This window comes from Streptomyces sp. NPDC087270 (assembly GCF_044744625.1).
Taxonomy (GTDB): Bacteria; Actinomycetota; Actinomycetes; order Streptomycetales; family Streptomycetaceae; genus Actinacidiphila.
On sequence record NZ_JBIUYR010000014.1, the window covers coordinates 19,491 to 44,204 of the forward strand.

16 protein-coding genes are annotated in these 24,714 nt (G+C 75.7%); 7 read left to right on the top strand and 9 right to left on the bottom strand.

The window, feature by feature from the left end; all coding sequences use genetic code 11:
• Positions 1-17: 17 nt before the first annotated feature.
• The 3 genes from ACIPAE_RS26025 to ACIPAE_RS26035 form a co-directional block, all read right to left on the bottom strand.
• A complete protein-coding gene (locus tag ACIPAE_RS26025) occupies positions 18-4,889 on the bottom strand; it encodes a hypothetical protein (protein ID WP_402448276.1) in 4,872 nt (1,623 codons plus the stop codon).
• A 237-nt stretch (positions 4,890-5,126) separates the two neighbouring features.
• Positions 5,127-5,954 (bottom strand): hypothetical protein, encoded by an 828-nt coding sequence (locus tag ACIPAE_RS26030; RefSeq protein ID WP_329373655.1) that lies wholly within the window; start codon positions 5,952-5,954, stop codon positions 5,127-5,129.
• Between the two features lie 243 nt (positions 5,955-6,197).
• Positions 6,198-7,730 carry a hypothetical protein gene (locus ACIPAE_RS26035; protein ID WP_402448279.1) on the bottom strand — a complete coding sequence of 511 codons (1,533 nt, stop codon included), beginning with the start codon at positions 7,728-7,730 and terminating at the stop codon, positions 6,198-6,200.
• Between the two features lie 152 nt (positions 7,731-7,882).
• On the opposite strand from ACIPAE_RS26035, the gene ACIPAE_RS26040 reads away from it, so the two are divergent.
• The 3 genes from ACIPAE_RS26040 to ACIPAE_RS26050 all read left to right on the top strand — a co-directional run bounded on the left by ACIPAE_RS26040 (position 7,883) and on the right by ACIPAE_RS26050 (position 10,235).
• Entirely contained in the window at positions 7,883-8,659 is a 777-nt protein-coding gene (locus tag ACIPAE_RS26040) for a 5-oxoprolinase subunit PxpA (protein WP_329373659.1), read from the top strand.
• Positions 8,660-8,733: 74 nt separating this feature from the next.
• The gene (locus ACIPAE_RS26045; protein WP_402448499.1) at positions 8,734-9,354 is read left to right on the top strand and encodes an allophanate hydrolase subunit 1; all 621 of its coding nucleotides are present in this window, start codon (positions 8,734-8,736) and stop codon (positions 9,352-9,354) included.
• Positions 9,351-10,235 (top strand): biotin-dependent carboxyltransferase family protein, encoded by an 885-nt coding sequence (locus tag ACIPAE_RS26050; RefSeq protein ID WP_402448281.1) that lies wholly within the window; start codon positions 9,351-9,353, stop codon positions 10,233-10,235. Before ACIPAE_RS26045 ends, ACIPAE_RS26050 begins: the two co-directional genes overlap by 4 nt.
• Positions 10,236-10,251: 16 nt before the next feature.
• Here the strand turns inward: ACIPAE_RS26050 and ACIPAE_RS26055 are convergent, their stop codons facing one another.
• The 4 genes from ACIPAE_RS26055 to ACIPAE_RS26070 all read right to left on the bottom strand — a co-directional run bounded on the left by ACIPAE_RS26055 (position 10,252) and on the right by ACIPAE_RS26070 (position 14,036).
• Entirely contained in the window at positions 10,252-10,518 is a 267-nt protein-coding gene (locus tag ACIPAE_RS26055; RefSeq protein WP_402448283.1) for a hypothetical protein, read from the bottom strand.
• A 139-nt stretch (positions 10,519-10,657) separates the two neighbouring features.
• A complete protein-coding gene (locus tag ACIPAE_RS26060) occupies positions 10,658-11,458 on the bottom strand; it encodes an SGNH/GDSL hydrolase family protein (RefSeq protein ID WP_402448285.1) in 801 nt (266 codons plus the stop codon).
• A 188-nt stretch (positions 11,459-11,646) separates the two neighbouring features.
• Positions 11,647-12,918, bottom strand: coding sequence for a glycosyltransferase (locus tag ACIPAE_RS26065; RefSeq protein WP_402448287.1), 1,272 nt, complete (start codon positions 12,916-12,918; stop codon positions 11,647-11,649).
• Positions 12,915-14,036, bottom strand: coding sequence for a glycosyltransferase family 4 protein (locus ACIPAE_RS26070; protein WP_402448288.1), 1,122 nt, complete (start codon positions 14,034-14,036; stop codon positions 12,915-12,917). Before ACIPAE_RS26070 ends, ACIPAE_RS26065 begins: the two co-directional genes overlap by 4 nt.
• Before the next feature lie 1,015 nt (positions 14,037-15,051).
• On the opposite strand from ACIPAE_RS26070, the gene ACIPAE_RS26075 reads away from it, so the two are divergent.
• Positions 15,052-16,467: a HEAT repeat domain-containing protein gene (locus tag ACIPAE_RS26075; RefSeq protein WP_329362270.1), complete on the top strand. Its 1,416-nt coding sequence runs from the start codon at positions 15,052-15,054 to the stop codon at positions 16,465-16,467.
• Between the two features lie 794 nt (positions 16,468-17,261).
• Positions 17,262-18,734: a PP2C family protein-serine/threonine phosphatase gene (locus ACIPAE_RS26080; RefSeq protein WP_402448290.1), complete on the top strand. Its 1,473-nt coding sequence runs from the start codon at positions 17,262-17,264 to the stop codon at positions 18,732-18,734.
• 174 nt (positions 18,735-18,908) lie between these two features.
• On the opposite strand, the gene ACIPAE_RS26085 is transcribed toward ACIPAE_RS26080, so the two are convergent.
• Positions 18,909-20,420 carry a hypothetical protein gene (locus ACIPAE_RS26085; protein ID WP_366410728.1) on the bottom strand — a complete coding sequence of 504 codons (1,512 nt, stop codon included), beginning with the start codon at positions 20,418-20,420 and terminating at the stop codon, positions 18,909-18,911.
• 226 nt (positions 20,421-20,646) lie between these two features.
• Here ACIPAE_RS26085 and ACIPAE_RS26090 point away from each other — a divergent pair, with 226 nt between their 5' ends.
• On the top strand, positions 20,647-21,726 hold the full coding sequence (locus tag ACIPAE_RS26090) for an aminoglycoside phosphotransferase family protein (RefSeq protein WP_402448293.1): 1,080 nt from the start codon (positions 20,647-20,649) through the stop codon (positions 21,724-21,726).
• Positions 21,727-21,772: 46 nt separating this feature from the next.
• Here the strand turns inward: ACIPAE_RS26090 and ACIPAE_RS26095 are convergent, their stop codons facing one another.
• Complete coding sequence (locus ACIPAE_RS26095) at positions 21,773-22,294, bottom strand: hypothetical protein (RefSeq protein WP_402448296.1); 522 nt, start codon at positions 22,292-22,294, stop codon at positions 21,773-21,775.
• 338 nt (positions 22,295-22,632) lie between these two features.
• On the opposite strand from ACIPAE_RS26095, the gene ACIPAE_RS26100 reads away from it, so the two are divergent.
• Positions 22,633-24,585, top strand: a complete 1,953-nt coding sequence (locus tag ACIPAE_RS26100; RefSeq protein WP_402448297.1) for an N-acetylmuramoyl-L-alanine amidase — start codon at positions 22,633-22,635, stop codon at positions 24,583-24,585.
• Positions 24,586-24,714 lie beyond the last annotated feature (129 nt).

Here is a 24,714-nt window from a genome sequence, read left to right on the forward strand (position 1 = left end):
CGGGGTTCGAGCATCGGCTACGGGGTTTGAGCCTCTGCGGGGCGGCGGAACATACGGGTGGCGGTGATCTCGCCGTGCACCTGCTCGCCGCGCGGGTCGGGCACCGGCAGCCCGGGCCGCAGATGTTCCTCGACGCTGATGTACTTCAGGCCCGCCCGCAGGTCCGCGTCATTGCGCAGCCGCACCACCAGCGGGAACTCGGCGAGCGCTGTCGTGTCGAACAGGCCGGTGGTGTAGAGCAGTTGGACGCCGAGCGCATCGGCGACGGCCCGCTGGAGCTCCAGCAGGTAGGTGGCGTTGGCGCGGCCGATGGGGTTGTCCAGGAAGAGGGTGCCGGCGTGCCGCTGGCGGTCCCGGCCGCGGTCGTTGCTGCGCAGCGCGGCCATCGTGCAGTACAACGCGATTGCGGCGGTGAGGAGTTGGCCGCCGGAGAACACGTCGCCCATCTGCCCGACCGGCACCCGCTCGGCGCGCAGCACCGCGTCGGGCTTGAGGATCTCCACGGCGACCCCGCGCGGCTCCAGGGCCGCGGCGACCCCGCGCAGCAGCAGGGTCATGCCGTCGCGCCGCAGGTCGGAGTTCTTCCGGACGGCGGCGCGGGTGGCCTCGTCGATGACCTCGCCGAGCCGGTCGGTGAGCACGGCGTGGTCGGGGTCCTCGAAGCGGATGCGCAGGAACTCCTGCCCGGACCACTCGCCGAGCCCCTCCGGCAGCCGGGACAGGCGCTGCGCGGAGCGGAGCGTGGCGAGCGAGGACTCGACCAGGCCGCGCAGCCGGTCCACGATGCTGTCCCGGTTGCGCTCCAACTGGCCCAGTTCGTCGGTCAGTACGCGCAGCCGGGGGGCGAACGCCGCGGCCCAGGCGGCGGCGTGCTCGGGCAGCGACGACGCGGGCAGCTCGCGGATCTGCTGCCGGGCGGGGGTGCGGACCTGCTCGTAGCGGACCGCGTTGGCGTGCCGGACCAACACGTCGGAGGCGTCGCGCAGTTGGGTGTCGGCGGTGGACAGGTCGGCGGCGCAGCCGCGCAGGCCGCGCCGGGCCTCGGCCGCGGCGTGCCGGGCCTCCTCCAGGCTGCCGGGGTACGGCTCCGGTTCGTCCTCCTCGGCCGCGGTCTGCGGGCCGTCGCGCAGCAGGTCGCGCAGGAGGGCGGCGGTCTCGTCGAAGCCGCTCGCCGCGTCCTCGGCGGCGCGGTGGGATCGGACGATGTCCGCGTGCGCGGTCCTGGCCTGCTCCACCTCCTCGGTGTGGGTGGCGAGTTCGGCGTTGGCGGCGCGCAGCAGCTGCTGGGCGTGCTCGGCGTCGCGCGGGGTGAGGGCGTCGGGCAGCGCCGCGTGGGCGTCGCCGTCGGCCGGGGCGAGGCGTTCGGCCTCGGCGCGCAGCCGGCCGAGTTGCTCGCTGGCGGTGGACTGGCGTGACTCCAGGGTCTGCACGAGCTGTTCCGCGCGGCCGGCGGCAGCCTGCCGGGACGGCCCGTCGGAGCCGTCGGGGCCTTCGAGGAGCTGGGCGGCGCGGCTGCGGACCTTGTTGCTGAGGCGTTCGAGTTCGGCGAGCGCGGAGTTCTCGGTGCTCTCCGCGCGGGCCTGTTCGGCGCGCAGGTCGGCGCCGACGCCGACCTGTTCGTAGACCTGCGAGGCCGCGCGGTACGCCTCGCGCAGGGCGGGCAGCGAGGAGGCGGACGGTTCGTCGGCGTCGGGCTCGGGGGTGTCCTCGGGTGCGCCGGCGATCTCCGCGCGTTCGGCGCGCAGCACCCGTGCGGTGCGGCGGGCGTCGTCGGAGGCGCGCTGGGCGGCCCTGCGGTCCTCGTCCGCGGCCCGGGCCCGGTCCAGGCAGGTCTCCGCGCGGGCTTCGGCCTCGGCGGCGTCGGCGGCCAGTTCGCGGGCCCGGCGCTGCCAGTTGGCGCGCTCGCGCAGCCGGTGGGCGAGCCCGGCGAGCTTGTCGGCGCGGCGGCGGGCCTGCTCGGCGGCGGCCCGGCGGGCGTCGTGGTCCGCGCCGGCCTCGGCGGCGGCCGCGTCGGCCTCGGCCCGCTCCGCCCGCGCGGCCGACAGCTCGGCGCGGGCTTCCTCCGCGGTGTCCTGGGCGGCGGCGACCTCCGCGCCGAGTTCCGCCAGGCGCCCGGGCGGGCAGGACGCCCGCCAGGACGCGAGGCGCGCGGCGAGCGTACGGTCGTGCGCCAGCCGGGCGGCGAGGGTACGGATCTCCTCCTCGCGGGCGGTGGCGCGTCCGCGCAGCTCGCGGCGCTCGCCGTCGGCGGCCATCTCGTCGTGCATCGCCGGGTTCGGCGGGACCAGGAACACGTCGGGGGCGTGGTCGGCGGCGGGCGGCGGGGCCAGCAGCGCGGCGGCGGTGCCCACGGCGACGGTCGACCGCGGCAGCAGCGCCGCCTGGGCCAGGGCTTCCCTGGCCCGCGTGTACGAGTCCGGGTCGGTCACCACGACCCCGTCGACCAGCTCGGGGTGGGCCGCCATCACGGCGGCGTGGTCGGCCGGGGCGACGGCCTGGGCGAGATACCGCCAGCCGGGCAGCGCGGGGACACCGTGCTCCGCGAGGTACTCCACGGTGGCCAGGACGTCGGGGCCGGGCGGCAACAGCCCGCCGTCGCCGAGCGCGCCGAGGATACGGGTGTCGTCGGCGGCTGCCGTGCGCAGCTCGAACATCTGGCGTTCGGCCGCCGCGACGCCGTCCTCCAGCATCTCCCGCAGCGGTTCGGCGAAGCGGTCCAACTCCGCGGCGGTCAGCGGTCCTTCGTGGTGGACGGCTCCGCTGGCGCCGCTGGCTCCCCTGGTTTCCCCGGCTGCCGCGCTGCCGACCGGGCCGCTGGTACGGGCGGTACCGGACGTGCCGGCGGTGCCGGATGCGTCGGACGTGCCGGCGGTGCCGGACGTGCCGGACGTGCCGGACGTGCCGGACGTGCCGGACGTGCCGGACGTGCCGGACGTGCCGGACGTGCCGGACGTGCCGGACGTGTCGGCGCCCGCGGGCTCCGGCGCGATGGCTGACGCGGTGGGTGCCCCGGTGGGTGACGCGTTGGCCGCCCCGGCGCCCGGGTCGCCAAGGCTCAGCAGGGCGACCGCGCGGGGGTCGGTGGTGAGTGCCGTGGTGGCGTCGAGGGCGGCGCGGTGGGCGGTGGTGGCCGCGGTGAGCGCGTCGGTGGCGCGGGCCGCGGCGAGTTCGGCGCGGGCCTCGGCGGCGGCGGCCTCGCGGGCGCGGGAGGTGGCGGCGGTGGCGGTGTCGGCGGCCGCGCGGGCCAGCTTCTCGGCGGTGCGCTCGGCGTCGGCGGCGGCGAGCGCGGCGCGGGCCGGATCGGCGTCGGGCGCGGTGTCGTCGAGCCACCCGGCCCGCACCGCCTCGGCGGTCTCCTGCTCGACCTCGGCGAGCCGCTGCCCGAGGTGCCCGCTCTCGCTGCGGGCGCGCTGCGCCTCGGTGGCGGCCGCGGTCGCGTCACGGTGGGCGCCCTCGGCGAGGGTCTGTAGCGTGGCGGAGCGCTCCTCCTCGTCGTCGGCCTGGCGCTCGGCCCGCACCGCGGCACCCTGCAAGGCGCGCACGAGTTCGGCGGCGGCCTGCGTACGGGCGGCGAGCGCGGGCGCCGCGTCGCGCTCGGCGGCGCGGATCGCCTCGGTGACCCTGGCCAGCCGGTCGCCGGCGGCACGGTGCCGCAGCACCGTCTCCGCGGTCTGCCAGGCGGAGTGCAGGGTACGGGCGTCGGTGAGCTCGCGGCGCAGCGCGGCGGCGCCCTTCTCGGCGCCGGCCAGCGCCAGCGAGGCGTGCCGGTAGGCGAGTTCGGCGGCGATCCGGGCGCTGCCGGCCCGGGCCTGCTCGGTGTCGGTGACGGTGTGCGCGGCGTCGGCCATGTCGTGGGCGAGGTCGGCGGCCCGGTCGCGTTCCTGGCGGGCGCGGGCGGCCAGCCGCCGGGTGAGCGCGCGGGTGCGGCGCTCGGACTGGGCGTGCACACCGCGGGCCTGGTCGCGTACGGCCGCGGCCTCGACGATCCGGTCCAGCAGGTCGAGCGAGCCGGCGGTGAAGTCGCGCTCGGCGGTGAGTTCCGACCGGCGGCCGAGCTTCCCGGCGAAGCCGTGCACGAGGTCGGCGAGGCCGTCGGTGTCGCGGGTGTCGGTGACCGCGCGCAGCAGCAGGTCGGTGAAGTCGGAGTCCTTCTTGACCGCGAACAGGCCGGCGGCCTCGCCCTCGTCGGCGTTCATCTCGCGCTGGTACCGGAAGAGTTCGGGGTCCAGGCCGAGGTCACCGAGGTGTTCGTTCCACCGGTCGTGGATCTCCTCCCAGACCACCTCCAGGTGCGGGTACGCCTTGCCGGCCTCGGTGAGGGCGTCGCGGAAGCCCTTCATGGTGCGGCGGCGGCCACGCGCGCCGGACGCGCCCTCGACCGGGGGCCGTACCGTCGTCGACTCGGCGACCGGCAGCGAGTCCAGGCCCAGGCCGGGGCCGGGGCGGAAGGAGTACCACGCCTCGGCGAACCGGCGCGGGTCGGAGGAGACCTGCCGGCCGCGCCACTCGCTGACCTTGCCGACCACGACGAGTTCGCCGGTGAGGGTGTGCTGCCACTCCAGGGCGACGTGGCCGCAGTCCTCGGCGAGCAGGAACTTGCGCAGCACCCCGGAGCTGGCGCCGCCGAGGGTGTTGCGGTGGCCGGGCAGCATCACCGAGAAGATCAGCTTGAGCAGGACGGACTTGCCGCCGCCGTTCTCCAGGAAGAGCACGCCGGCCGGCGCGGGGCGGCGCGGCGGCCCGGTCGGCTCGTCGGCGAAGAAGTCGCCCTGCGCGGGTGCGGGCTGCGGCACGGGCTCGCCGACACCGCGCAGGTCGAGAACGGTGTCGGCGTAGCGCGCGCCGGCCGGCCCGATCGAGTAGAGGCGCAGTCGGGAGAGCTCGTACATGCGGGGGGCTTTCGTCCTCGGGGCTTCGGCGGGTGGATGCGGGTCGGGGGTGAGTCGGGGTGGTTCGTGGGTTCGGGGAACGGGTCGGGGGGTTCGGCGGGCGGATGCCGGTCGGGGCTACGAGGTCAGGGCTACGAGGTCAGGGCTACGAGGTCAGGGCTACGAGTCGGAGTACGGGTCAGGGCTACGGATCGGGGGTTCAGGCGGCGCGGCGGTGGGGGCCGGCCGGGGCACGGGTCAGCTGCCGGTGTGGAAGGGCAGGCCGGCGTCGGCGGCGAGGTCCGCGGCCTCGCCGTCGGCCGCGGCGGGTACGAGGGTGGCGGTGCCGTCGCCCACCGGTACGACACCGAGGTCGAGGAGTTCGGCCATGGCGGCGCTGCCCGCCATGTCGCGGACCTGGAGCTGGTAGCGGGCGGTGGTGCGGTAGGTGCCGCCCGACTCGTCGCCGGTGCGCTGCAGGAAGCCGGAGTCGACCAGGAACGCGACGGCCTTGCCGATGATGCCGGTGGTCGAACTCGCCAGCCGGCGGGCGTCCTTGGTCGCGCCGGTGGCGCTGCGCCGGGTGTAGACCCGCCAGGCCGCCTCCAGGCCGGGCGCGTCGCTGGCCGGGTCGGTGTTCTCGCCGCTCTCGTCGGCGCGCTCCTCCAGCCGGCGGCACGCCTGCCGGACGAAGGCGTCCACGCCGTGCACGGTGATCCGCCCGATGTAGCCGTCGTCGGCCAGGTCCTCGGGGCGGGGGAAGGCGAGGGCGGCCGCGGCGAGGTGGGCGAGGCCGTGCAGGAAGCGGTCGCCGGAGTCGGACGCGGCGCGGCGGGCGTAGTCGCCCATCCGGACCGCGAACACCGAGTCCTCGCCCGCGGCGACGGCCATGCCCGCCCGGGGCGACACCTCCAGCACGATCAGGCCGAGCCCGGCCGCCACGGCGTCGGCGAGCCGGGCGAATGCCGGGTCCTCGCGGTGGCGGCGGATCAGTTCCGCGTACTCCGCGTCGCGGGCCGGGACCAGCTTGGGCTGCAACCCGAACCCGACCAGGCGGGCGGCGTCCGCGACATCGCCGGGCACGATGGGGGACGGGGTGGCCGCCTCGCCGGATTCCCGTGTGTCGTCCTGCCGATCCGTGATCACGTCGTGCGTTCCTCTGGGTGCTGGGGGTGGGCTGGGTGCGGGTGGGCGGGGCCGGTCGGGCGCCCGGAGCCGAAGCCGGGGCCGGAGCCGAGGAGGGGGCCGGAGCCGTTGCGGAAACCGGGGCCGGGGCCATCCGCCAGGCGGCGGACGCGGGGGCCGCCGCCCGTCGGACCGACCCGGCGTTCACCCCTCACGGTCGGCACCTCCCGCCAGCAGAGCGGTCCCCAGGATGAGGTCCGCGCCGCCGAACTCCGGGTCGTCGAGCACGGTGCCGTCGTCCACGGCGAAGAGCAGGTGGGGCTCGCCCTGCCGGTGCGCGGTGCCGACCGGCGGGGACGCGGCGTGGATGGCGAGGAGCGCGACCAGGTAGGGCAGGTCGGGGTCCTGGCGGCGGGCCTCGGCGAGCAGCCCCGACAGCCGGCGCGGGGCGTCGTGCGGCAGGTCGAGGAGGGCGAGCGCGGACTCCAGTTGCTCGTCGCTGAACCGGGAGTCGTCGGGGGTGGCGACCAGGTCGGGCTCGGGCATCTCCGCGCCCAGGTGGTCGCGTTCGACCGGCGGGGTGAGCAGGAGGTCGACCAGGTCGGTGACGCGGACGGCGCCGGGGGTGCGCAGGCCGGTGCCGCGGGCGAAGAACGCGTCGGTGACGCGGGACGCCTGCTCGACGGGCAGCGGCAGCAGGGGCGCGACGAGCTGGCCGTACAGGTCGAGTCCGGCGCGGGCGGGCGGTGCGGCGAACGCCTGCCGGTCCTGCTCGGCGCGGAAGAGCGGCCCGGCCTCCAGCAGCCGGGACTGGAGTTGGGTGTGGCGGCGGATGCAGTCCTTGACGATGTCCACCAGTTCGGCGGCGCGCCGCTTGTGCTCGGGCTCCTCCGCTTCGTCGCGCGCCTTGCGGATGTTGGTGAGGATCGCGTTCTCGTGGCGGTAGCGGTCGGCGACGTGGTCGAGGGCCTCGGCGATCATGTCGGGCACCTGGCGCAGCCAGTCGACCGCGCGGACGTTGCGCCGGGTGGCCTCCAGGGTGCGGCGGAGGGTTTCCGCGTACTGCACCGTGCGGTAGCGGGCCTGCTCGGCGGCGAGTTGGGCGTCGGCGAGGCGGCCGCGGCTGATCAGCACCTCCAGCTTGACCTCGGCGGCGATCTGGGCGCTGGTGACGTCGGTGTCGAGGGCGCCGACCAGGACGTTGACCGCCTCGTCGGTGGTGCGCAGGTACACGCTGCCGCCGGGGCCGGCGACCTCCTCGATCAGCTTGAAGTCGTAGTCCCGCCGGATGTACGCGCCGTCCGCGCCGAACGTGCCGTAGACGGCGCGGAACCCGCGGTCGGCACTGCCGACGTTGATGAGGTTCTCCAGCACCCAGCGGGCCACCCGCTCGTGTTCTGCGAGGGTGCGGGTGGGGGCCTGGGCGGCGACGCGGGGCAGCAGTCTGGCCACTATCTGGTCGTGGTCCGCGCCGGTGTCGAAGTCCATGTTGAGGGTGACCAGGTCGATCGCGGCCAGCGCCACCTCGGCCATCGCGTAGACCGAGTACGCGCCGGCGAGGTTCGCCTTGCGGGTGTCGAGGTCGTGCAGCGGCGCGGTGCAGGCGAGCGCGCGCAGCCGGCGGGCCAGCCCTTCGTCGGCCGCCGGGCCCGGCGCGGGGCGCGGCGCACCCGGCAGCGGCTGCGGCGGCGGCTGCCGCGACTGCTGCGGCGGAAGGTGCGGGACGGTCGTGGTCACGCCCCAACATTAGGCGGTGCCACCGACAACGCACGAAACGGCACGGATGCGTACGGGGTGGGCGGTGCCGGGTGGAAGCGGCGGGGAGCTGCCATGATCGTGCCACGGGCATCGGCGGGCCGATGCGAGGCGACGGACCCGGGCGGATCATCATGGCGCAGGACGCGGTGGCGCGAGCGGCGATCGACCTCAACGCCGACCTCGGCGAGGGCTTCGGCCGCTGGCGGCTGACCGACGACGAGGCGCTGCTGGCGGTCGTGACGAGCGCCAACGTGGCGTGCGGCTTCCACGCGGGCGACCCGGCGACGATGCGGCGGGTGTGCGATCTGGCCGCCGAGCGCGGGGTGCGGATCGGCGCGCAGGTCTCCTACCGCGACCTGGCGGGCTTCGGGCGGCGCGCGATGGACGTGCCGGCGGACGAGCTGGCGGCGGAAGTGGCCTACCAGATCGGCGCGTTGGAGGTGTTCGCGCGGGCGGCGGGCGCGGTGGTGGCGTATGTGAAGCCGCACGGCGCGCTGTACAACCGGGCGGTGCACGACGCGGAGCAGGCCGAGGCGGTGGTGGCGGGCGTACGGCTGGCGGGGGCGCTGCCGGTGCTGGGGCTGCCGGGTTCCCGGCTGCTGGCGGCGGCGGAGCGGGCCGGGCTGGCGGCGGTGCCCGAGGCGTTCGCGGACCGCGCGTACACCGCGGCCGGCACCCTGGTGTCGCGGCGCGAGCCGGGCGCGGTGGTGGAGGACGCGGACGCCGTGGTGGCCCGCTCGGTCGGGCTGGCCCGCGACGGCCGGGTGGCGGCGCTGACCGGGGAGGCGGTCGCGGTCGCGGCGCGGTCCCTGTGCGTGCACGGCGACACCCCCGGCGCGGCCCGGCTGGCGGTGCGGGTGCGCGGCGCGCTGGAGGACGCGGGGCTGCGGGTGGAGGCGTTCGCATGAGCGGGAGTACGGGCGCGGGCGCGCATACGGATACGGGCTCGGGTTCGGGCTCGGATACGGGCGGGCCCGTACGGATGAGGGCGCGGGCGCTGCCGGCCGGGGAGTCAGCGGTGCTGGTCGAGGTGGAGAACGGCGAGCAGGCGCAGGCCCTGCACGCGGAGGTGGAACGGCGGCGCGCGGCAGGCGAGTTGGGCGCGGTGACGGAAGTGGTGCCGGCGGCCCGTACGGTGCTGGTCGCCGGGCTCGCCGACCCGCGGGCGTTCGCGGCGGACGTGGTGCGCTGGGAGGTGCCGCCGCCGGCGACCGCCGCGGCGGGGGCGGTGGAGCTGTCCGTACGGTTCGACGGGCCGGATCTGGCGGAGGTCGCGGGTATGTGGGGCATGTCGCGGGAGGGGGTCGTGGCGACCGTCACGGGCACCGCCTTCCGGGTGGCGTTCTGCGGGTTCGCCCCCGGGTTCGGCTATCTGACCGGTCTGCCGCCGGAGTTGGCGGTGCCGCGCCGGGCCACCCCGCGAACGGCCGTTCCCCCGGGGTCGGTCGGCCTCGCCGGACCGTACGCGGGGGTCTATCCGCGGGCGTCGCCGGGCGGTTGGCAGATCATCGGCACGACGGACGCGGAGCTGTGGGACCCGGCGCGCGAGCCGGCGGCCCTGCTCGCGCCCGGCACCGGCGTACGCTTCACGGCCGCGCGATGACCGCCGCCGCGAGCCCGACCGTGCTGACCGTCGTCCGCGCCGGCGCCCTCACCACGGTGCAGGACCTCGGCCGGCCCGGGTTCGCGCACCTCGGCGTGCCCGCTTCCGGCGCCCTCGACCGGCCGGCGCACCTGCTGGCGAACCGCCTGGTCGGCAACCCCGCGGGCGCGGCCGGCCTGGAGACGACGCTGAACGGCTGCGCGGTGCGCGCCTCGCGTCCGATGCTCGCGGCGGTGACGGGCGCGGCCTGCCCGGTCCGGGTGGACGGCCGCCCGGTGGCCTGGGGCGCGCCGGTGCCGGTGCCCGCGGGGGCGGTTCTCGATGTGGGGGCGGCCACCCGGGGCGTACGCGCCTACCTGGCGTTCGCGGGGGGCGTGGACGTGCCCGAGGTGCTGGGCAGCCGCGCGACCGACCTGCTGTCGGGGCTCGGCCCCGCGCCGCTCGCCGACGGCGCCGAACTCCCCCTCGGAGCACGCCCGTCGGGCCTGACCGGTGCGTGCGACGTGCTGCCGTACGGCGGGCTCGGCGCCGAACTGGTGCTTCCGCTGCTGCCCGGCCCCCGCGACGACTGGTTCACGCCCGACGCGCCGCGCGTGCTCGCCCGCGGCCGCTACGAGGTCTCCCCCGCGTCCAACCGGATCGGCCTGCGCACCCTCGGGCCGCCCCTGGAACGGGTCAGGGATGCCGAACTTCCCAGCGAGGGAATGGTGTTGGGCGCCGTCCAGGTCCCTCCGGACGGACGGCCCGTCGTCTTCCTCGCCGACCACCCCACCACCGGGGGCTACCCGGTCATCGGTGTCGTCCCGGCCGCGGCCCTCCCCGCCGCCGCCCAGGCCCGCCCGGGCACCCCCGTCCGTTTCACCCCCGCACGGCGCCGCTGAAGGCGGCTCTTCCGGGTCATTCGCCGCCGCTTTCGGCGGGCAGCGGGAGGAGCTCGCCGCGGGCGTGCCCGGTCAGGCTGATATCGAGGGCCTCGCGCCAGTCCGCGAGGGGGAAGGCGCCGGCGGCGTCCACCCGGCGGTCGTAGCGCCGGCGGTGGGACGCGGCCGACGCGTCGGCGCGGAACCAGCCCCGCTCCACGCCCGCACGCCGGCCTGCCGCGCTCAGCGCCTGACCGACCCGCCGCACCCACGGCTCCGACGTGTCGCGCCGGAGCTGCCGCAACGCGTGCCCGATCCCTCCGGTGCCCCGCGAACGTCCCTCGGCGGGACCCCACTTGGGAACGACGAGCGTACCGACCCGGTCGAACAGGACGGCTTCGAAGAACGGATGCCCCGCAGCCTGCCGGGAGCGCCACCCCCGCTCAAGGGCGCCCTGCCGTAAGGGAGGAGGGCAGCACCGCGCCGAGGGCGTGTTCGGTGGCGCGGCGGGCCGCGTGGTCCAGGAGGGGCACCGTGCCGCGGACTTCGTGGCGGTACTCCTCGGCGGCGAGCCGTAGCAGGTCGGGCAGGAGGTCACGGCTGCGGTCGGCGACCCAGCGGGTGCCGCGCGTGGCCATCCACCAGGTGGAGGCGCGCCGCCCGGGCGGAGGGCGGTCGGGGTCGAGCCGGGGCGGCGGACCGGCGGCGAGCCCTCGGGCGGCGAGGATCGCGTGGAAGTCGTGGGCGAGGAGCCGGTGCCCCTTCTCGCTGGGGTGCAGCCGGTCCGCGCTGAGGGTGCCGGGCGCGGTGGACCAGGGCCGGTGCGCGGCGTGCAGGTGGAGGGCGCCGTGGTACGCGGACAGGGCGTGCACGGCGGCGTTGAGCGCCGTCATACGGCGGGCCAGCGGGCGGGCCAGCGGCCAGGGCAGGCCGAGCACGCTGCCGGGGTCGGGCAGGCACGCGGTGAGTACGTCGGCGCCGGCCGCGCGCAGCTGTCCGATCGCGGTGTGCAGGTCGGCCGTGACCCGGTCGATCGCGAATCCGCCGCGCAGCGTGTCGTTGCCGCCGACGACCACGGACGCCAGGCGCGGCCGGCACGCCAGGGCCACCGCGAGCTGCCGCCCGGCCACGTCCCCCGAACAGGCGCCGCTGCGGGCCGCGTTGACGACGGCGACGACGCCCGGCCCGGCGCCGATGCCCTCGGCGAGCAACGCGCCCCAGCCGCGCCAGCCGCCCCCGGGCATGGGGTCGCCGACCCCTTCGCTCAGCGAGTCCCCCAGCACCGCGAACCGCAGGGCCGGCTCCCGGCGCGCCGCCGTACCGCGCGCGTATCCCCGGGCGCCCCCGGAAGTCCCCGCTCCGGAAGCCTCCGCTTCCGAAGTAGCCGCTCCCGAAGTGGCCGCTCCGGGCCGCGACATGGGCAGGTCGGTGCTCATGTCCAGGCGTCCGATCCGGTGCCGGCCGGGTGCGGGACGGGCGCGTCGTGGGCGGCGAGGAACGCGGCGACGGCCGCCGGCCACGGGTGGAGCTCGGCGCGGGCGCGGGCAGTCGCGCGGCGGGTCCGAGCGGGCACGGCCAGCAGCCGCCGGACGGCATCCGCGTACTGCGCCGGGGTGGTGGCCGCGGCGCCCGCCGGCCCGATGAGCGCAGGCAGCGCGGAGCGGGCGCTGGCCACCACGGGGGTGCCGCAGGCCAGCGCCTCCAGCGCGGCGAGCCCGAACGTCTCGACCGGCCCGGGCGCCAGCGCCACGTCCGCCGTGGCCAGCAGCGCCGCGAGGTCGGAGCGCCGCGCCACATGGCCGAGGAAGGTCACCGGCAGCCGCGCCGCCCGCACCCGTTCGGTCAGCCGGGCCCGCAGCGGCCCGTCCCCGGCCACCACGAGTGCCGCGGCCACGCCCTGGCCGCGCAGGTGGGCCAGCGCGTCGAGGGCGTCGTCCGGCCGCTTCTCCGGGGACAGCCGCGAGCACAGCACGAGCAGCACCTCGCCGTCCCGCGCGTACCGGGCCCGCACCCGCGGGTCGCGGTGCCCGGGGTGCCATGCGGCGAGGTCCACGCCGAGCGGGGCGCATACGACGTTGCGGGCGCCGATCCGCTCGAACTCCGCCGCCGCCCACGCGGTGGTGCACACGATGCGCGTGTAGGCGTGCGCGGAGCGGCGGTTGAGGGCGTCGCCGAACCTGCGGGCGAGCGGGCCGGGCACGCCCCAGGTGCCGAGCACGCCGTCGGCGCTCTCGTGCGAGACCATCACGGCCGGCACCCGGTGCCGCCTTGCCCACTCCCCCGTCCAGCGCAGCGTGGTGCGGTCGGAGACCTCCAGCCGGTCGGGGGCCAGCCGCGCGAGCAGCGCCTCGACCGGGGCGCGGCGGGCCAGCACCCGGTAGCCGCCGGTGCCGGGGATCTCGGGGCCGGGCACCGTGATCACCCGCCCCTGCGGGGTGAGTTCGTCGGACCGCTCGGCGCCGGGCACGACCAGCACGGGTTCGTGGCCGGCCGCCGCGTAGCCCTCGCCGAGGTGCCGCAGCGCGGTGCGCAGGCCGCCGGAGACGGGGGTCACGAAGTTCGCCACCCGCACGATCCGCAGCGGGCCCGTACGGTCCGGGCCGTTCCCGCGCGTGCCGCGCACAGCGCCCGCACCGGTCACGCCGTACGCGCTCGCACCGGTCACGCCGTATGCGCCCGCGTCGGCCTGGTCGTGGCCGCTCATGCCGCCGCCGCCTCGTGCCGGGTGAGGACATCGGCGTAGTGGTCGAGGAGTTGGTCGCCGACCGCCTCCCAGGTACGGGCGGCGACGGCGCGGCGGGCCTGCGCGCCGAAGCGGGCGCGGCACGCGGGGTCGGCCTGGAGCCGCCGTACGGCGTCGGCGGTGGCGGCGCCGTCGAGGGGCGGCACCAGCAGGCCGGTCGCGCCGTGGTCGACCAGGTCGAGCGGGCCGCCGGCGGCGGGGGCGACCGCGGGCAGGCCGCTGGCCATCGCCTCCTGGACGGTCTGGCAGAACGTCTCGAAGGGTCCGGTGTGGCAGAAGACGTCGAAGGAGGCGTAGAGGCGGGCCAGTTCGTCGCCGGTCCTGCGGCCGAGGAAGACCGCGCCGGGCAGGGCGGCGCGCAGTCCCGCGGCGCTCGGCCCGTCGCCGACGACGACCACCCGCACACCGGGCAGCGCGCAGGTCCCGGCGAGCAGGTCGACGTGCTTCTCGGGGGCGAGCCGGCCGACGTATCCGACGATCAGCTCGCCGTGCGGGGCGAGTTCGCGGCGCAGCGCGTCGTCGCGGTGGTCCGGGTGGAAGCGCCGGGAGTCCACGCCCCGGGCCCACAGGTGCACGCGCGGCACGCCCTGCCGGACGAGCGCGTCCACCGCGGCGCTGGAGGGGGCCAGGGTGCGGGCGGCGGCGGTGTGCACCGCACGGATACGGCGCCACGCCGCGGCCTCGCCGGTGCTCAGATACGTCTTGGCGTACCCGGCCAGGTCGGTCTGGTAGACGGCGACCGCGGGCACGCCGAGCCGGGTGGCGGCGGCCATCCCGCGTACGCCGAGGACGAAGGGGCTGGCGAGGTGGACCAGGTCGGCCCGGTGCGCGGCCACGGCGGCCGCGGTACGCCAGCCGGGCAGCGCGACGCGCACCTGCGGGTAGCCGGGCAGCGGCAGCGACGGCACCCGTACGACGGGACAGGGGTCCTGGCCGGGCTCGGGAAGGAGCGGGCCGGCGGGGGCGACGACCAGAGGGGCGTGGCCGCGCCTGACGAGGTGCTCGGCCGTGCGCAGGGCGCAGTGGGCCACTCCGTTGACGTCCGGGGGGAAGGACTCGGTGACGATGGCGACTCTCATACCGTGGTTGTCGCCGGACCGGGAGTTGTCAGGGCCACGTGGATCTTTCCCGAAGGGGAACGCCCCGTGAGAAGCTGTCTTCCGAACCTTCCGAACCTTCCGAACCTTCCGGGCCGGTGCGCCGGTACGCTCCAGGGCGGCTGGCCGAGGCCGTCTCCCCGGCCGCCAGGATCTTGACCGAGGCCGGAGGGCATCCGGGACCGAAGTCACCTCAGCGCTTACCAGGGGCATCCTGGCCGTGCCGCACGGGGCCGAGGCGGGGAGTCCACGGACATGGACGGCGACGAAGCTCCGGACGACGGTTCCGTCCGGCTGGGTCATTCCGGCGGGTTTGCCCGCCCGCTGTCCCGGTTACTCCTCCTTGCCTGCGGCTTCGGGGTGGCGATCGCCCTGGCCGGTGGAGCGAGCCTGCCCGAGGCCGACGGCGGATTCACCGAACCGCTCACCCGCACCCTGCTCGCGCTGGGCCTGGCCGTGGTCGGGATCTCGTGCGTGCTGCCGGCGATCGGCCGGTGGCTCGGCCGGCCGGCGGAGCTCTCCGCCGCGGCCGTCCGGGCGCCGAGGTGGCGCGGGGAGCAGCGGGGAGCGGCGCATCCCCTGGTCCGAGGTCCGGGACCACCGGATACACGGCACGGACAAGGACCGGCGGCGGCTGCTGGCGGTGTGGCCGGCTCCGGATCGCGACGGCGCGCCGCTGTGGCGCGGCGACGTGTCGCGGGCCTCGGTTCCCGAGGAAGAGGTCATGGCCCTCGTACGCCGCTCGACGAACCGCTGGCATCGGTCGAGGACAGCGGGCGGACGCGGCACTGCGGACGCGGCCTGGAGGGTCGGGCGGCGGTGGGCGGAGCGACAGCGGCGGGGGCGAGTCGGTAGGCTTCCGGCGCCCGTCCCCATGGGAGTCCACTCGATCGCCAGGCATAAAAGCCCGGTGGCCGGTAAGGATGCCGGACGGCGTTACACGCCTGGCCACGGAAATCCCGTTGCCATGAGACCCCCCGCACCGGATGCTGACCTCATGTTCGACCCAGACATAGCGCCCAGTGGCACCCTTCTCGGCCTCCTCCAGCGAGGACGCGGGGACGGGCCCCTCCATGCCCTGGCGACCGAGCGGGCGGAGGCCCTCGCCGCCCTGGAGCACTGCGTGCTGCGCGACCCTCGCCTGGACTGGCGGGTCGAGTCGCGCTCGCTGTACTACGCCCGCCTCTACTCCGACCTCGAGGGCCCGCTCGACGGGGTCGAACAGCACCTCTTCCATCCCGACGACCTGCTCGTCCCCGACGAGCACCGCTGCGGGCTGGCGCTGTCCGTGCTCGGGCACCTGGCGGGGTACGGCCGCCGCGACGCCCTGCGGCTGCTGCGCCGCTACGCCGCGGCCGGCGGCTCCTGGTCCTGGGCGCTGGACGAGCTCGCCGTGCGCGACGACGAAGCCGGCCTGCGCGCGCTCGGCCCCGCCGTGGTCGCCCGGTTCCCGGAGACCGAGGAGGGCGACGCGGAGCTGGCGCGGGCCGTCCGCGAGGCGTACGAACCGCGGCCCTGGCAGCTGTGGGCCGAGGACGCCGCCCGGCCCGGCACCGCCGCCCGGGTCCGCAAGGCCACCGAGCAGGTGTCCTTCGACCGCTGGCAGCGGCAGATGCGGTCCGCCGGACCCACCCCCGGGTGGAGCGTCGCGGCCGTACTGGAGTGGGCCGAGCAGGGGCTCGCGCAGTATCCCGTGCTCGACCGCGACCAGCCCGCCGCCCGCTGCCTCGCCTCGGTGGCCGGGCCCGAGGACCGCCCCGCGCTGCTGGACGCGGCCCTGCACGGCCCGTCGGCCGCCCGCGCGGCCGCGCTGCGCCACCTCGTCGACCGCCGCGACCCCGAGGCGTTCGCCCTCCTGGAGGCCGCCGCGGCCGCCGCGGACGAGCGGGTGGTACGGGCCGCCGTCGAGTCGTTCGAGCGGCGTGCCGACGACGACGCGACCGCGCACGCGCGCCAGTGGGCGGAGCGCACCGACCCGCTCGGGTACGCCGCCGCCCGGATTCTGGCCAGACACGGCGGGCCGCGCGACGCCGACCTCGTGCTGGCCGCGCTCCGGCGGGCCGTACAGGCCGGCGGGGCCGACGCCGACGGGCTCGACGCGCTGGTCGAAGGCGCGGGGCGGCTCGCCGCTTGCCGCGCGGCGCCGGTGCTCAGGCATCTCTACCGGGAGACGTCGTCCTCGCAGTTGCGCGGGATCGCCGCACACGCGCTGGCCGCCACCGATCCGGGGTTCGCGGCCGGGTTCGCGGTGGAGTGCCTGTGGGACTGCGAGGAGAGCACGCGGGAGCTCGCGGCGCGGAAGGCCGCGTCCGGCGACGTCCGGGTGCTGGCGCAACTGCGCAGGCTGGCCGCGGACCCCGCGGAGGAAGTGGACGTCCAGACGGCGGTCCGGGGCCGGTTGAGCGCCGGGTGAACGCCGGCTGACGCGAGGCCCCACCGGGCGCCGGCCGCACACGCGGCTGGCCCCGCCCGCACGGAAACGGCGCCGCGCCCAGCACCTCGCCCTCGCCGTTCCACCTCCGGACGTTTCCGCTCCGCCCCCGGCGGCAACAAACCCCGCCGGGCGTACGGCCGCACACGCGGCTGCCCCCGCCCGCACCGGAAGCGGCGCCGCGCCCGGCACCTCGCCCTCGCCGTTCCACCTCCGCACGATTCCGCTCCCCCCCGGCGGCAAGAAGCCCGGCCAGGCGTACGGCATGGCGCCGCGCGCCCGTACCGCCGATCGACGTCCCCTTTGCTCGCACGGTCGGCGGCGGTCGGCGGTCGGCGGTCAGCCGTCGGCACTGAGGGGACCCAGCGTGCGGTGCCGGCTCCGCCGCGCCGCTCTGAGGAGCCGTCCGCGACAGCGCGCCGGGTGGTCTCCTCGGCCGGACCGGTGCCCCGCGTACCGCCTGGGCACCCCTTTACCCCGTCCTGAGCGCGGTCCGGTGCCGCCGCACCGGGAGATCACCGCCCGCCCGCCTCCATCCCGCCGCCAAGTACCCCCGCGGCACCGGATGTTGCGCTCCGCGCGCGGCTGGGCGGCCCGGAGGAAGTACACACGAAAGTGTGGGCTTTTGGCATATGCCGGAAGCACCACCGGATCGGGTATCGCGGAAACCCTTACGAGCCATCGCTCGCTGTGCAACAGTCGTTACTGGTCCATCTGTCCCACCGTCCGCCACGGCCGCACCAGCGGCTGCCCGCAGACATCCCTCGGAGTGCGTCATGCCGTCCCCCGCGCACGCGGATTCCCCCGCAGCACAGCCACCGGGTCCCGGGGCTGTGGATGCTCTGATCAGCCAGGCGCGCCAGTTGCGCAGCCGGGTCGACGAAGTGCTCGGCGAGAGCGTGTCGGCGGCTGAGGACCCGCGGCTGCGGTGGCAGCGTGCGCTGTGCGACCTCGCGGTGCACCAGCTCGACGATCTGGGCACCCACCTGGGGCAGTTGCGGGAGGGCTTCGACCTGGACGTGCCGGTCGAGGCGCCGGCGCGGGAGCCCGGGTCACCGCTCGACGCGGCGATCGGCGCCTCCGCGCTGCCCGACCCGGTCGCGGTCGGCGCGCTCGGGCGGGCCGGAAGCGCCCAGTGGGACCTGCTCACCGACGCGGTGCAGTGGTCCGACGAGTTGTACCGCATCTTCGGCCGCGCCCAGAAGGACGGACCGTTGACCCTGGACGAGTTGCCGTCATGGCTCTTCTCGGAGGACCAGCAACTGCTCTCCGAGATGGTGACCGGCTGCCTGGTCGACGGGCGGCCGATCGACGGCGAGTTCAGGATCGTGCGGGCCGAAGGCTCCGTGCGCACCGTGCACATGGTCGGCGAACCGGTCTTCGACGCGGACGGCGGCACCATCGCGATGTGGGCGGTGATCCGCGACGTCAGCGATCTGCGGCGCAGCCAGCGCACCCTCAGGGAGACCCGCGACTCCCTGGAGCGGCAGCGGCAGATCGCGCAGACCGAGCGCCGACTCGCGGTGGAACTGCAGGAGGCCGTACTCCCACCGTGGCGTGGCGGCCTGCGCTTCCCGCAGGAGGGCGGTCCCGCCGCGATGGACCTTGCCGCGCGCTATCTCCCGTCGGCGACCAGCGGCCTGATCGGCGGCGACTGGTACGACGCGATGCAACTGCCCGACGGTTCCTCCTTACTGTCGGTCGGCGACCTCACCGGGCATGGTGTGGCCGCGACTTCGGGCATGGCGATGCTGCTCGGCGCGCTGCGCGGCATGGCCGTCGCCGGGTTGGAGCCCGGCGCGCTGATGTCCTCGCTCAACGAACTCCTCGACACCTCCGCGCAGCCCGCCCTCGGCAGCGCCCTGTGCTGCCGGTACGAACCCGGTGAGCGGGTGCTGCGCTGGGCGCAGGCCGGGCACCCCGCCCCGCTGCTGTTCCGCAACGGGACGGGGCGCGTCCTCGACTCGCCCGACGGCATGCTGCTCGGCGCCACCTCCGGTGCCCGGTACGCCCAGGCGCGGGAACAACTCCTCCCCGGCGACCTGCTGTTGCTGCACACCGACGGCCTGGTGCCGAGCCGCTCCCCGCACAACGCGACCGCCGGCGGCAGCGCCGAACGCCTGCTCGCCATGGGACCGCTGTTCGACGGCGCCCGGTCCGCACAGGACTGCCTGCGCATGGTGGCCGAGGAGTTCGACGTCCCCGACCGGGCGGACGACGCGTGCGTACTGATCGCGAGGATCTCCTGACCGCCCGAGCGATCACCCGAAGGTGAGATCACGCGAACGCGACCGCGAGGTCACCGGACCGCACGACGGGCCGTAGGGCGACACGGCGTCATGACCAACCGGCCGTGAGGCGTGGGCACATGACCGACAGGGGTTTCTCCCGCTGCCCGACAACGGTGTGACGTGACGGCGGCGTCACACCGAACGGGTCTGCGGGTTCTTCCCCTTGGGCTCCTTCGCCCCCTTTCCCTCCCGGGGCGCCTTCTGCTTCGGCAGCGCCGTCTCGATCTCCCGGCGCAGCTCCTGGATCTCCACCTGCCCGGAGTACCGCGCGGTGAGCCGGTACATCTGGCGCAGCCGGTCCCAGGTGCGGTGCGAGGAGGTCTGCCCGATGGTCGACAGCGCGATCCGGGCGTAGCGGTCCGCCTGTTCGGGGTCGTTGGCGATGAAGCAGGCCGAGGCGAGCGAGAGGTAGTCGAAGATCATCGACCGCTCGCGGCCGCCGCCGCGCAGGTCGATCGCCCGCCTGGCGTGCAGTTGGGCCTGGACGGCGGCCGACGGGTCGTGCTCGGCCAGCGTGCGGTACGCGAGCGCCTGCATGCCGTGCAGGTCGGCCTCGTCGAAGTTCTGCATCCAGCTCGGCGGCGGCCCCTCGCCCGCGTCGGACGCGAAGAGCTCCTCGGCCTCGCCCAGGGTGCGCCGCATCTCCTGGCCGCGCCCCATCGACGCCTGCGCCCACGCCTCGACGGTGCGCAGCATCGCCTGGATACGCGGCAGGGTCTGCTCGCCGGAACCGGACGTGGCGAGCTTCATCAGGTCGATCGCGTCGTCGGGCCGGTCCAGGTGCACCATCTGGCGGGCCGCCCTGGACAGCGCCTCACCGGCCCGCGGCCGGTCGCCGCCCTCGCGTGCCGCGTGCGCGGCGATCACGAAGTACTTCTGGGCGGTCGGCTCCAGGCCGACGTCGTGCGACATCCAGCCGGCGAGCACCGCGAGGTTGGCCGCCACCCCCCACAACCGGCGTTGCAGATGCGGGGGGTGGCGGTAGGAGAGCATGCCGCCGACCTCGTTGAGCTGGCCGACCACCGCCTTGCGCTGGAGCCCGCCGCCGCGTGAGGCGTCCCAGGCGCGGAACACCTCGACCGAGTGCTCCAGCGACTCGATCTCCTGGGAGCCGATCGGGGCCGCCTCGTAGACGTCGTGCGCGACCGGATCGACCGCGAGAGGGTCGTCGAGGACGGGTGCGTCGGCCGCCAGGGCCGGATCGGTGTGCAGCCACTCGTGCATGGCCGTGCTGAGTACGGTGCCGGCGGTGAGCGCGGCGCCCGCGCCCACCAGTCCGCGTCGGTTGAGCATGAGGTCCATTCCCGTGAATTCGGTGAGGACCGCGGCGGTTCGCTCCGGCGGCCACGGCAGGCCGTCGCCGATCTGTTTCTTCCCCGCCTGCCGGCGCCGGTCGAAGCCGAGATCCTCGATGGTCACGACACGTCCGAGGCGCTCGGTGAACAGCGCGGCCAGCACTCTCGGCACGGGTTCGCGCGGCGACTCACCGGTGTCGATCCAGCGGCGTACCCGCGAGGTGTCGGTCGCCAGCTGCGGATGGCCCATGGCCGCCGCATGCCGGTTGACCAGCCGTGCGAGTTCGCCCTTGGACCAGCCGGTGAGGCCGAACAGGTCCGCGAGTCGGGTGTTGGCTTCGTTGCCCACGTCAAGCCCCCAGGTTCCTCGGCACGTTGACACTAATCCCGGTGACATTCGCCTCGCGACTATTCGCCAGGGTTCGCCAGGGTCCGCCAGATGGTCTGCCACCCGCGCCAGGGTGTCAGGTAGGAACGCGCCACCCCGGCCCGGTTCCGCATTCCCCAGGGTGCGGTACCGGACCGGGACGGCGCCCCTGGAACTCCTTGGCACGCGAAGGGATCTGCTTCCACTCATGTATTCGGCATCGTCCTCCGTGTCCGCCCCGCCCCGGCCCTCGCACCCCTCCGTCGCCGAGCCGGTGCTGCGCCCGCGCCCGGCCGCCTTGCGGCGGAACATGGCCGGCGGCGCCCATCCGCTCAGCGGGAGAATCGACTTGACCGGCCCGCAGGGGGCTCAGCTGCGCACCGCCGTGGCCGCCGTGCAGCGGATCTGCCCCGAGTTCGCCCCCGTGCAGTTGCTGCGGCGCGGCGGCCGTACCGCGCTGCTGATCGGCACCTCCGGCCGGGCGCCGGCGGTCGCCAAGTGTCTGCTGGACCACTCCCCCGCCTGGGCGGAACGTTTCCGCCATGAGATAGCGGCCTACCGCACGTTCGTCCGGCAGCGCCCGCCGGTGCGGGTGCCGCGGCTGATCGCCGCCGACCCGGACAGCTGCGTGCTGGTGATGGAGCGGATGCCCGGACGGGTGGTCACGCCGCAGCGGCACCCCGTGCAGGCGCCCACCCGGGCGGATGTGCGCGCCGCGCTGTCGGCGTACTCGCGGATCAACTCCTGGCGGCCGGCCCCCGGTTCGTTCGACGCGCCGATCGACTACCCGGCGCGGATCGGGCGCTACCACGAACTGGGCCTGCTCACCGACCGGGATCTGGGCGACCTGCAGAAGCTGCTGCGCGGGCTGGCGCACGCGCCGGGCCAGTTCTGCCACGGCGACGCCCTCCTGTCGAACGTGCTGCTGTCGCCGGCCGGACCGTCGCTGGTCGACTGGGAGCACGCGGGCTGGTACCTGCCCGGGTACGACCTGGCGGTGCTGTGGTCGGTGCTCGGGGACGATCCCGCCGCGCGGCGCCAGATCAGCCAGCAGGCGCAGGCCCAGGGCGCGGAGGCCCGTGACGGGTTCCTGGTCAACCTGATGCTGGTGCTGACCCGGGAGATCCGTACCTACGAGACCGCCGTGCAGCGGACGATGCGGGCCACCGGGCCGGTCCCGCCGGGTTCCGCCGAGGCGGGCGAGGAGCAGCGGCTGCTGCTGCGGCGGCTGCACGACGACTGCGGGATGGCGAGGCGCGCGGTGCGGGCGGCGGTCGGCACGCAGTAACGGCTGCCGGCCGGACGGGACAGCCGCCGGGCAGGGCGGGCGGCTGTCAGGAGGCGGGGCACGCCCCCTCGCCGACGGAGATGGTCACGGAGTCGTAGCCCATGGCCATCCTGCGCTTCAGCGCGTGGACGTCGAGGCACAGCTGCGTGTCCGTGCCGTCGGCGCTGACGGTGTAGTCGGCCCGTTCCGGACCGCCCTCGACCAGGGCCGACGTCGGGGGCGCCGAGGCGAGGGCGACGGTGAGGCCGCGCTCGGCGCGGTGGGCCGCTTCCGCTATCCCGCTCTGGAGGATCTCCTCGTAGCCCACGCTTCCGGGCCCGAACTCGGCGTCGCTCGCCAGCTCGGCCGTCGCCGCCGTCACCGCCTTCCGCAACTCCTTCTCGCTCCAGTCGCCCGAAGCGCCACGGACGGACGAGCGGTGCAGCAGGAACAGGGCGACAACCGCGACCAGCACGGTCCCGGCGATGAGCGCGCGGCCGATGGGGTTGTACGGGTTGTAGACGTAGCGCCTGTCGCCCCACCTGCTGCGAACGAAGATGCGGTCCAGGTCGTCGCTGCCGTTGGTCATGGCGGGATTCTCGACGCCGGCCGGCCTCTTTGGCCAACGAGTTGGGCGCGGCGCACCGGCCCACGCCTCCGCCCCGCGGCGGGAATTGTCGACAGGCCGCTGAAACGGAGCACAGCGGGTGCACAGGTGTACGCCTCTGGCGGTCGGCAGGTGGGCGGCCGCGTGGCGCGGAAACCCGGGGTGCGCGGCCCTGACGTGCGGAAGACGCGCCGTATACGGGTGGTTGACGGGGCGTCGGGAGGGCCGGTACCTGTGGGGAACCGATCAACTCGGCAACCCCCCATCCGGAGGAGGCCCTCGTGCCGCGTTCCGCTCCCCCGTCCCCGCCTGGAAGATCCGTGCCGCTCGGGCGCCGCGCCCGAAGCGCGGTCGCGGTCGCCGCGGCGGCCGTGCTACTGCCGCTGTTCGGCGCGGGGACCGCGCACGCGGCCGCCGCTCCGGGTTCGCTCCAGCAGGCGTTCACCGACGCCGCCGGGAAGTACGGAGTGCCGAGCAGCGTGCTGCTGGGCGTGTCGTACATGGAGTCCCGGTGGGACGGCCACCAGGGCATGCCGAGCGTCACCGGCGGCTACGGGCCGATGCACCTGACCGACGCGCGGACCGCGCTGACCGACTTCCCGGTCAAGCAGGTCGGCGACGGGGGCGACGACGGGCGCGGCGACGACTCGCGCCCGCTGATCACGCCCGCGCAGGCGGCGGCGCCGGCCACCGCGGCCTTCCCGGCGAACCTGACCACGGTGCGGCGCGCGGCGACCCTCACCGGGCTGCCGTCCGCCGAGCTGCGCGACACGCCGACGGCGAACGTGGCCGGCGGCGCCGCTCTGCTGGCCGCGGAGCAGCGCGAGCTGGGCGAACCGCTGAGCGCCGATCCGGCCGACTGGTACGCCGCCGTGGCGCGCTACTCCGGCGCGGACGACCGGGACACCGCGGACTCCTTCGCCGACGACGTGTTCGACGTGATCCGGCAGGGCCAGGCGCGCACCACCGACAGCGGCCAGCGGGTGGCGCTCGCGGCGGTGCCCGGTCTGGCGCCCGCGGCCGGCCAGGCCGCGAAGGTGGGGCTGCGCGCGGACAACGACGCGGGCACCGAGTGCCCGCCGGGGCTGGGCTGCGAGTGGGTGCCGGCGCCCTACCAGGAGATCGGCGGCGGGGACTACGGCAACTACGACCTCGCCGACCGGCCGAACGACGAGAAGATCGACACGATCGTCATCCACGACACCGAGGGTTCCTGGGCCACCTCGCTGAAGCTGGTGCAGGACCCGACATACCTGGCGTGGCACTACACGGTGCGCTCCTCCGACGGGCACATTGCGCAGCATGTGAAGACGCAGGACGTCGGCTGGCAGGCGGGCAACTGGTACACCAACGCCAAGTCCATCGGGGTCGAGCACGAGGGCTTCCTCACCGACCCGGACGCCTGGTACACGGAGGCGATGTACCGCTCGTCGGCGCGGCTGGTGCGCTACCTGGCGCAGAAGTACGACGTGCCGCTGAACCGGCAGCACATCCTCGGCCACGACAACGTGCCGGGTCCGACGGGTTCCTACGTTCCCGGCATGCACACCGACCCCGGACCGTACTGGGACTGGGCCCACTACATGGCGCTGCTCGGCGCGCCGATCCACCCGACGGCGGGGGCGTGGGGCGGTGAGGTGACGATCGACCCGGACTACGCGACGAACCAGCCGGTCTACACCGGCTGCACCACGGCCGGCGCGACCTGCCCGGCGCACGGCTCCGACGCGGTGCGGCTGTACACGGCGCCGAGCGAGGACGCTCCGCTGGTGCAGGACGTGGGTCTGCACGGTGCGACGGGCGCCAGCACCACCGACGTCAACGACGTGGGCGCGCGGGCGTCCACCGGCCAGCAGTACGCGGTCGCCGGACGGCAGGGCGACTGGACCGCGATCTGGTACCTCGGCCAGAAGGCGTGGTTCCACAACCCGAAGGCGAACCCGACGGCCGTGGACGCGACGGGTCTGGTGGTGACCCCGAAGAAGGGTCTGGCGAGCATCCCGGTCTACGGCCGCGCCTACCCCGAGGCGAGCGCGTTCCCGGCCGGCGTGCCGGTCCAGGCGCTCAGCCCGATGCCGTACTCCATCCCGGCCGGCCAGCGGTACGTGGTCGGCGGCGCGGTGCACGGCGAGTACTACTACTCGGTGACCTTCGATCCGGCGAGCCACCAGGTGGTGCGGGGCAAGAACGTCTACTACGAGATCCAGCTCGGGCACCGCGTGGAGTACGTTCTCGCGTCCGATGTCGCGCTCGTGCCCTCGGCGCTGCCGTAGCCGGGCCGGGAGGCCGCGGCGACGGGTGACACCGGTGAGCAGATGAGCAGGTGACACAGGTAAGGGGCGCCATCCTGGGATGGCGCCCCTTACGTCGTTCGGCTTGGTGCGGCTGGATGCGGTTCGTTC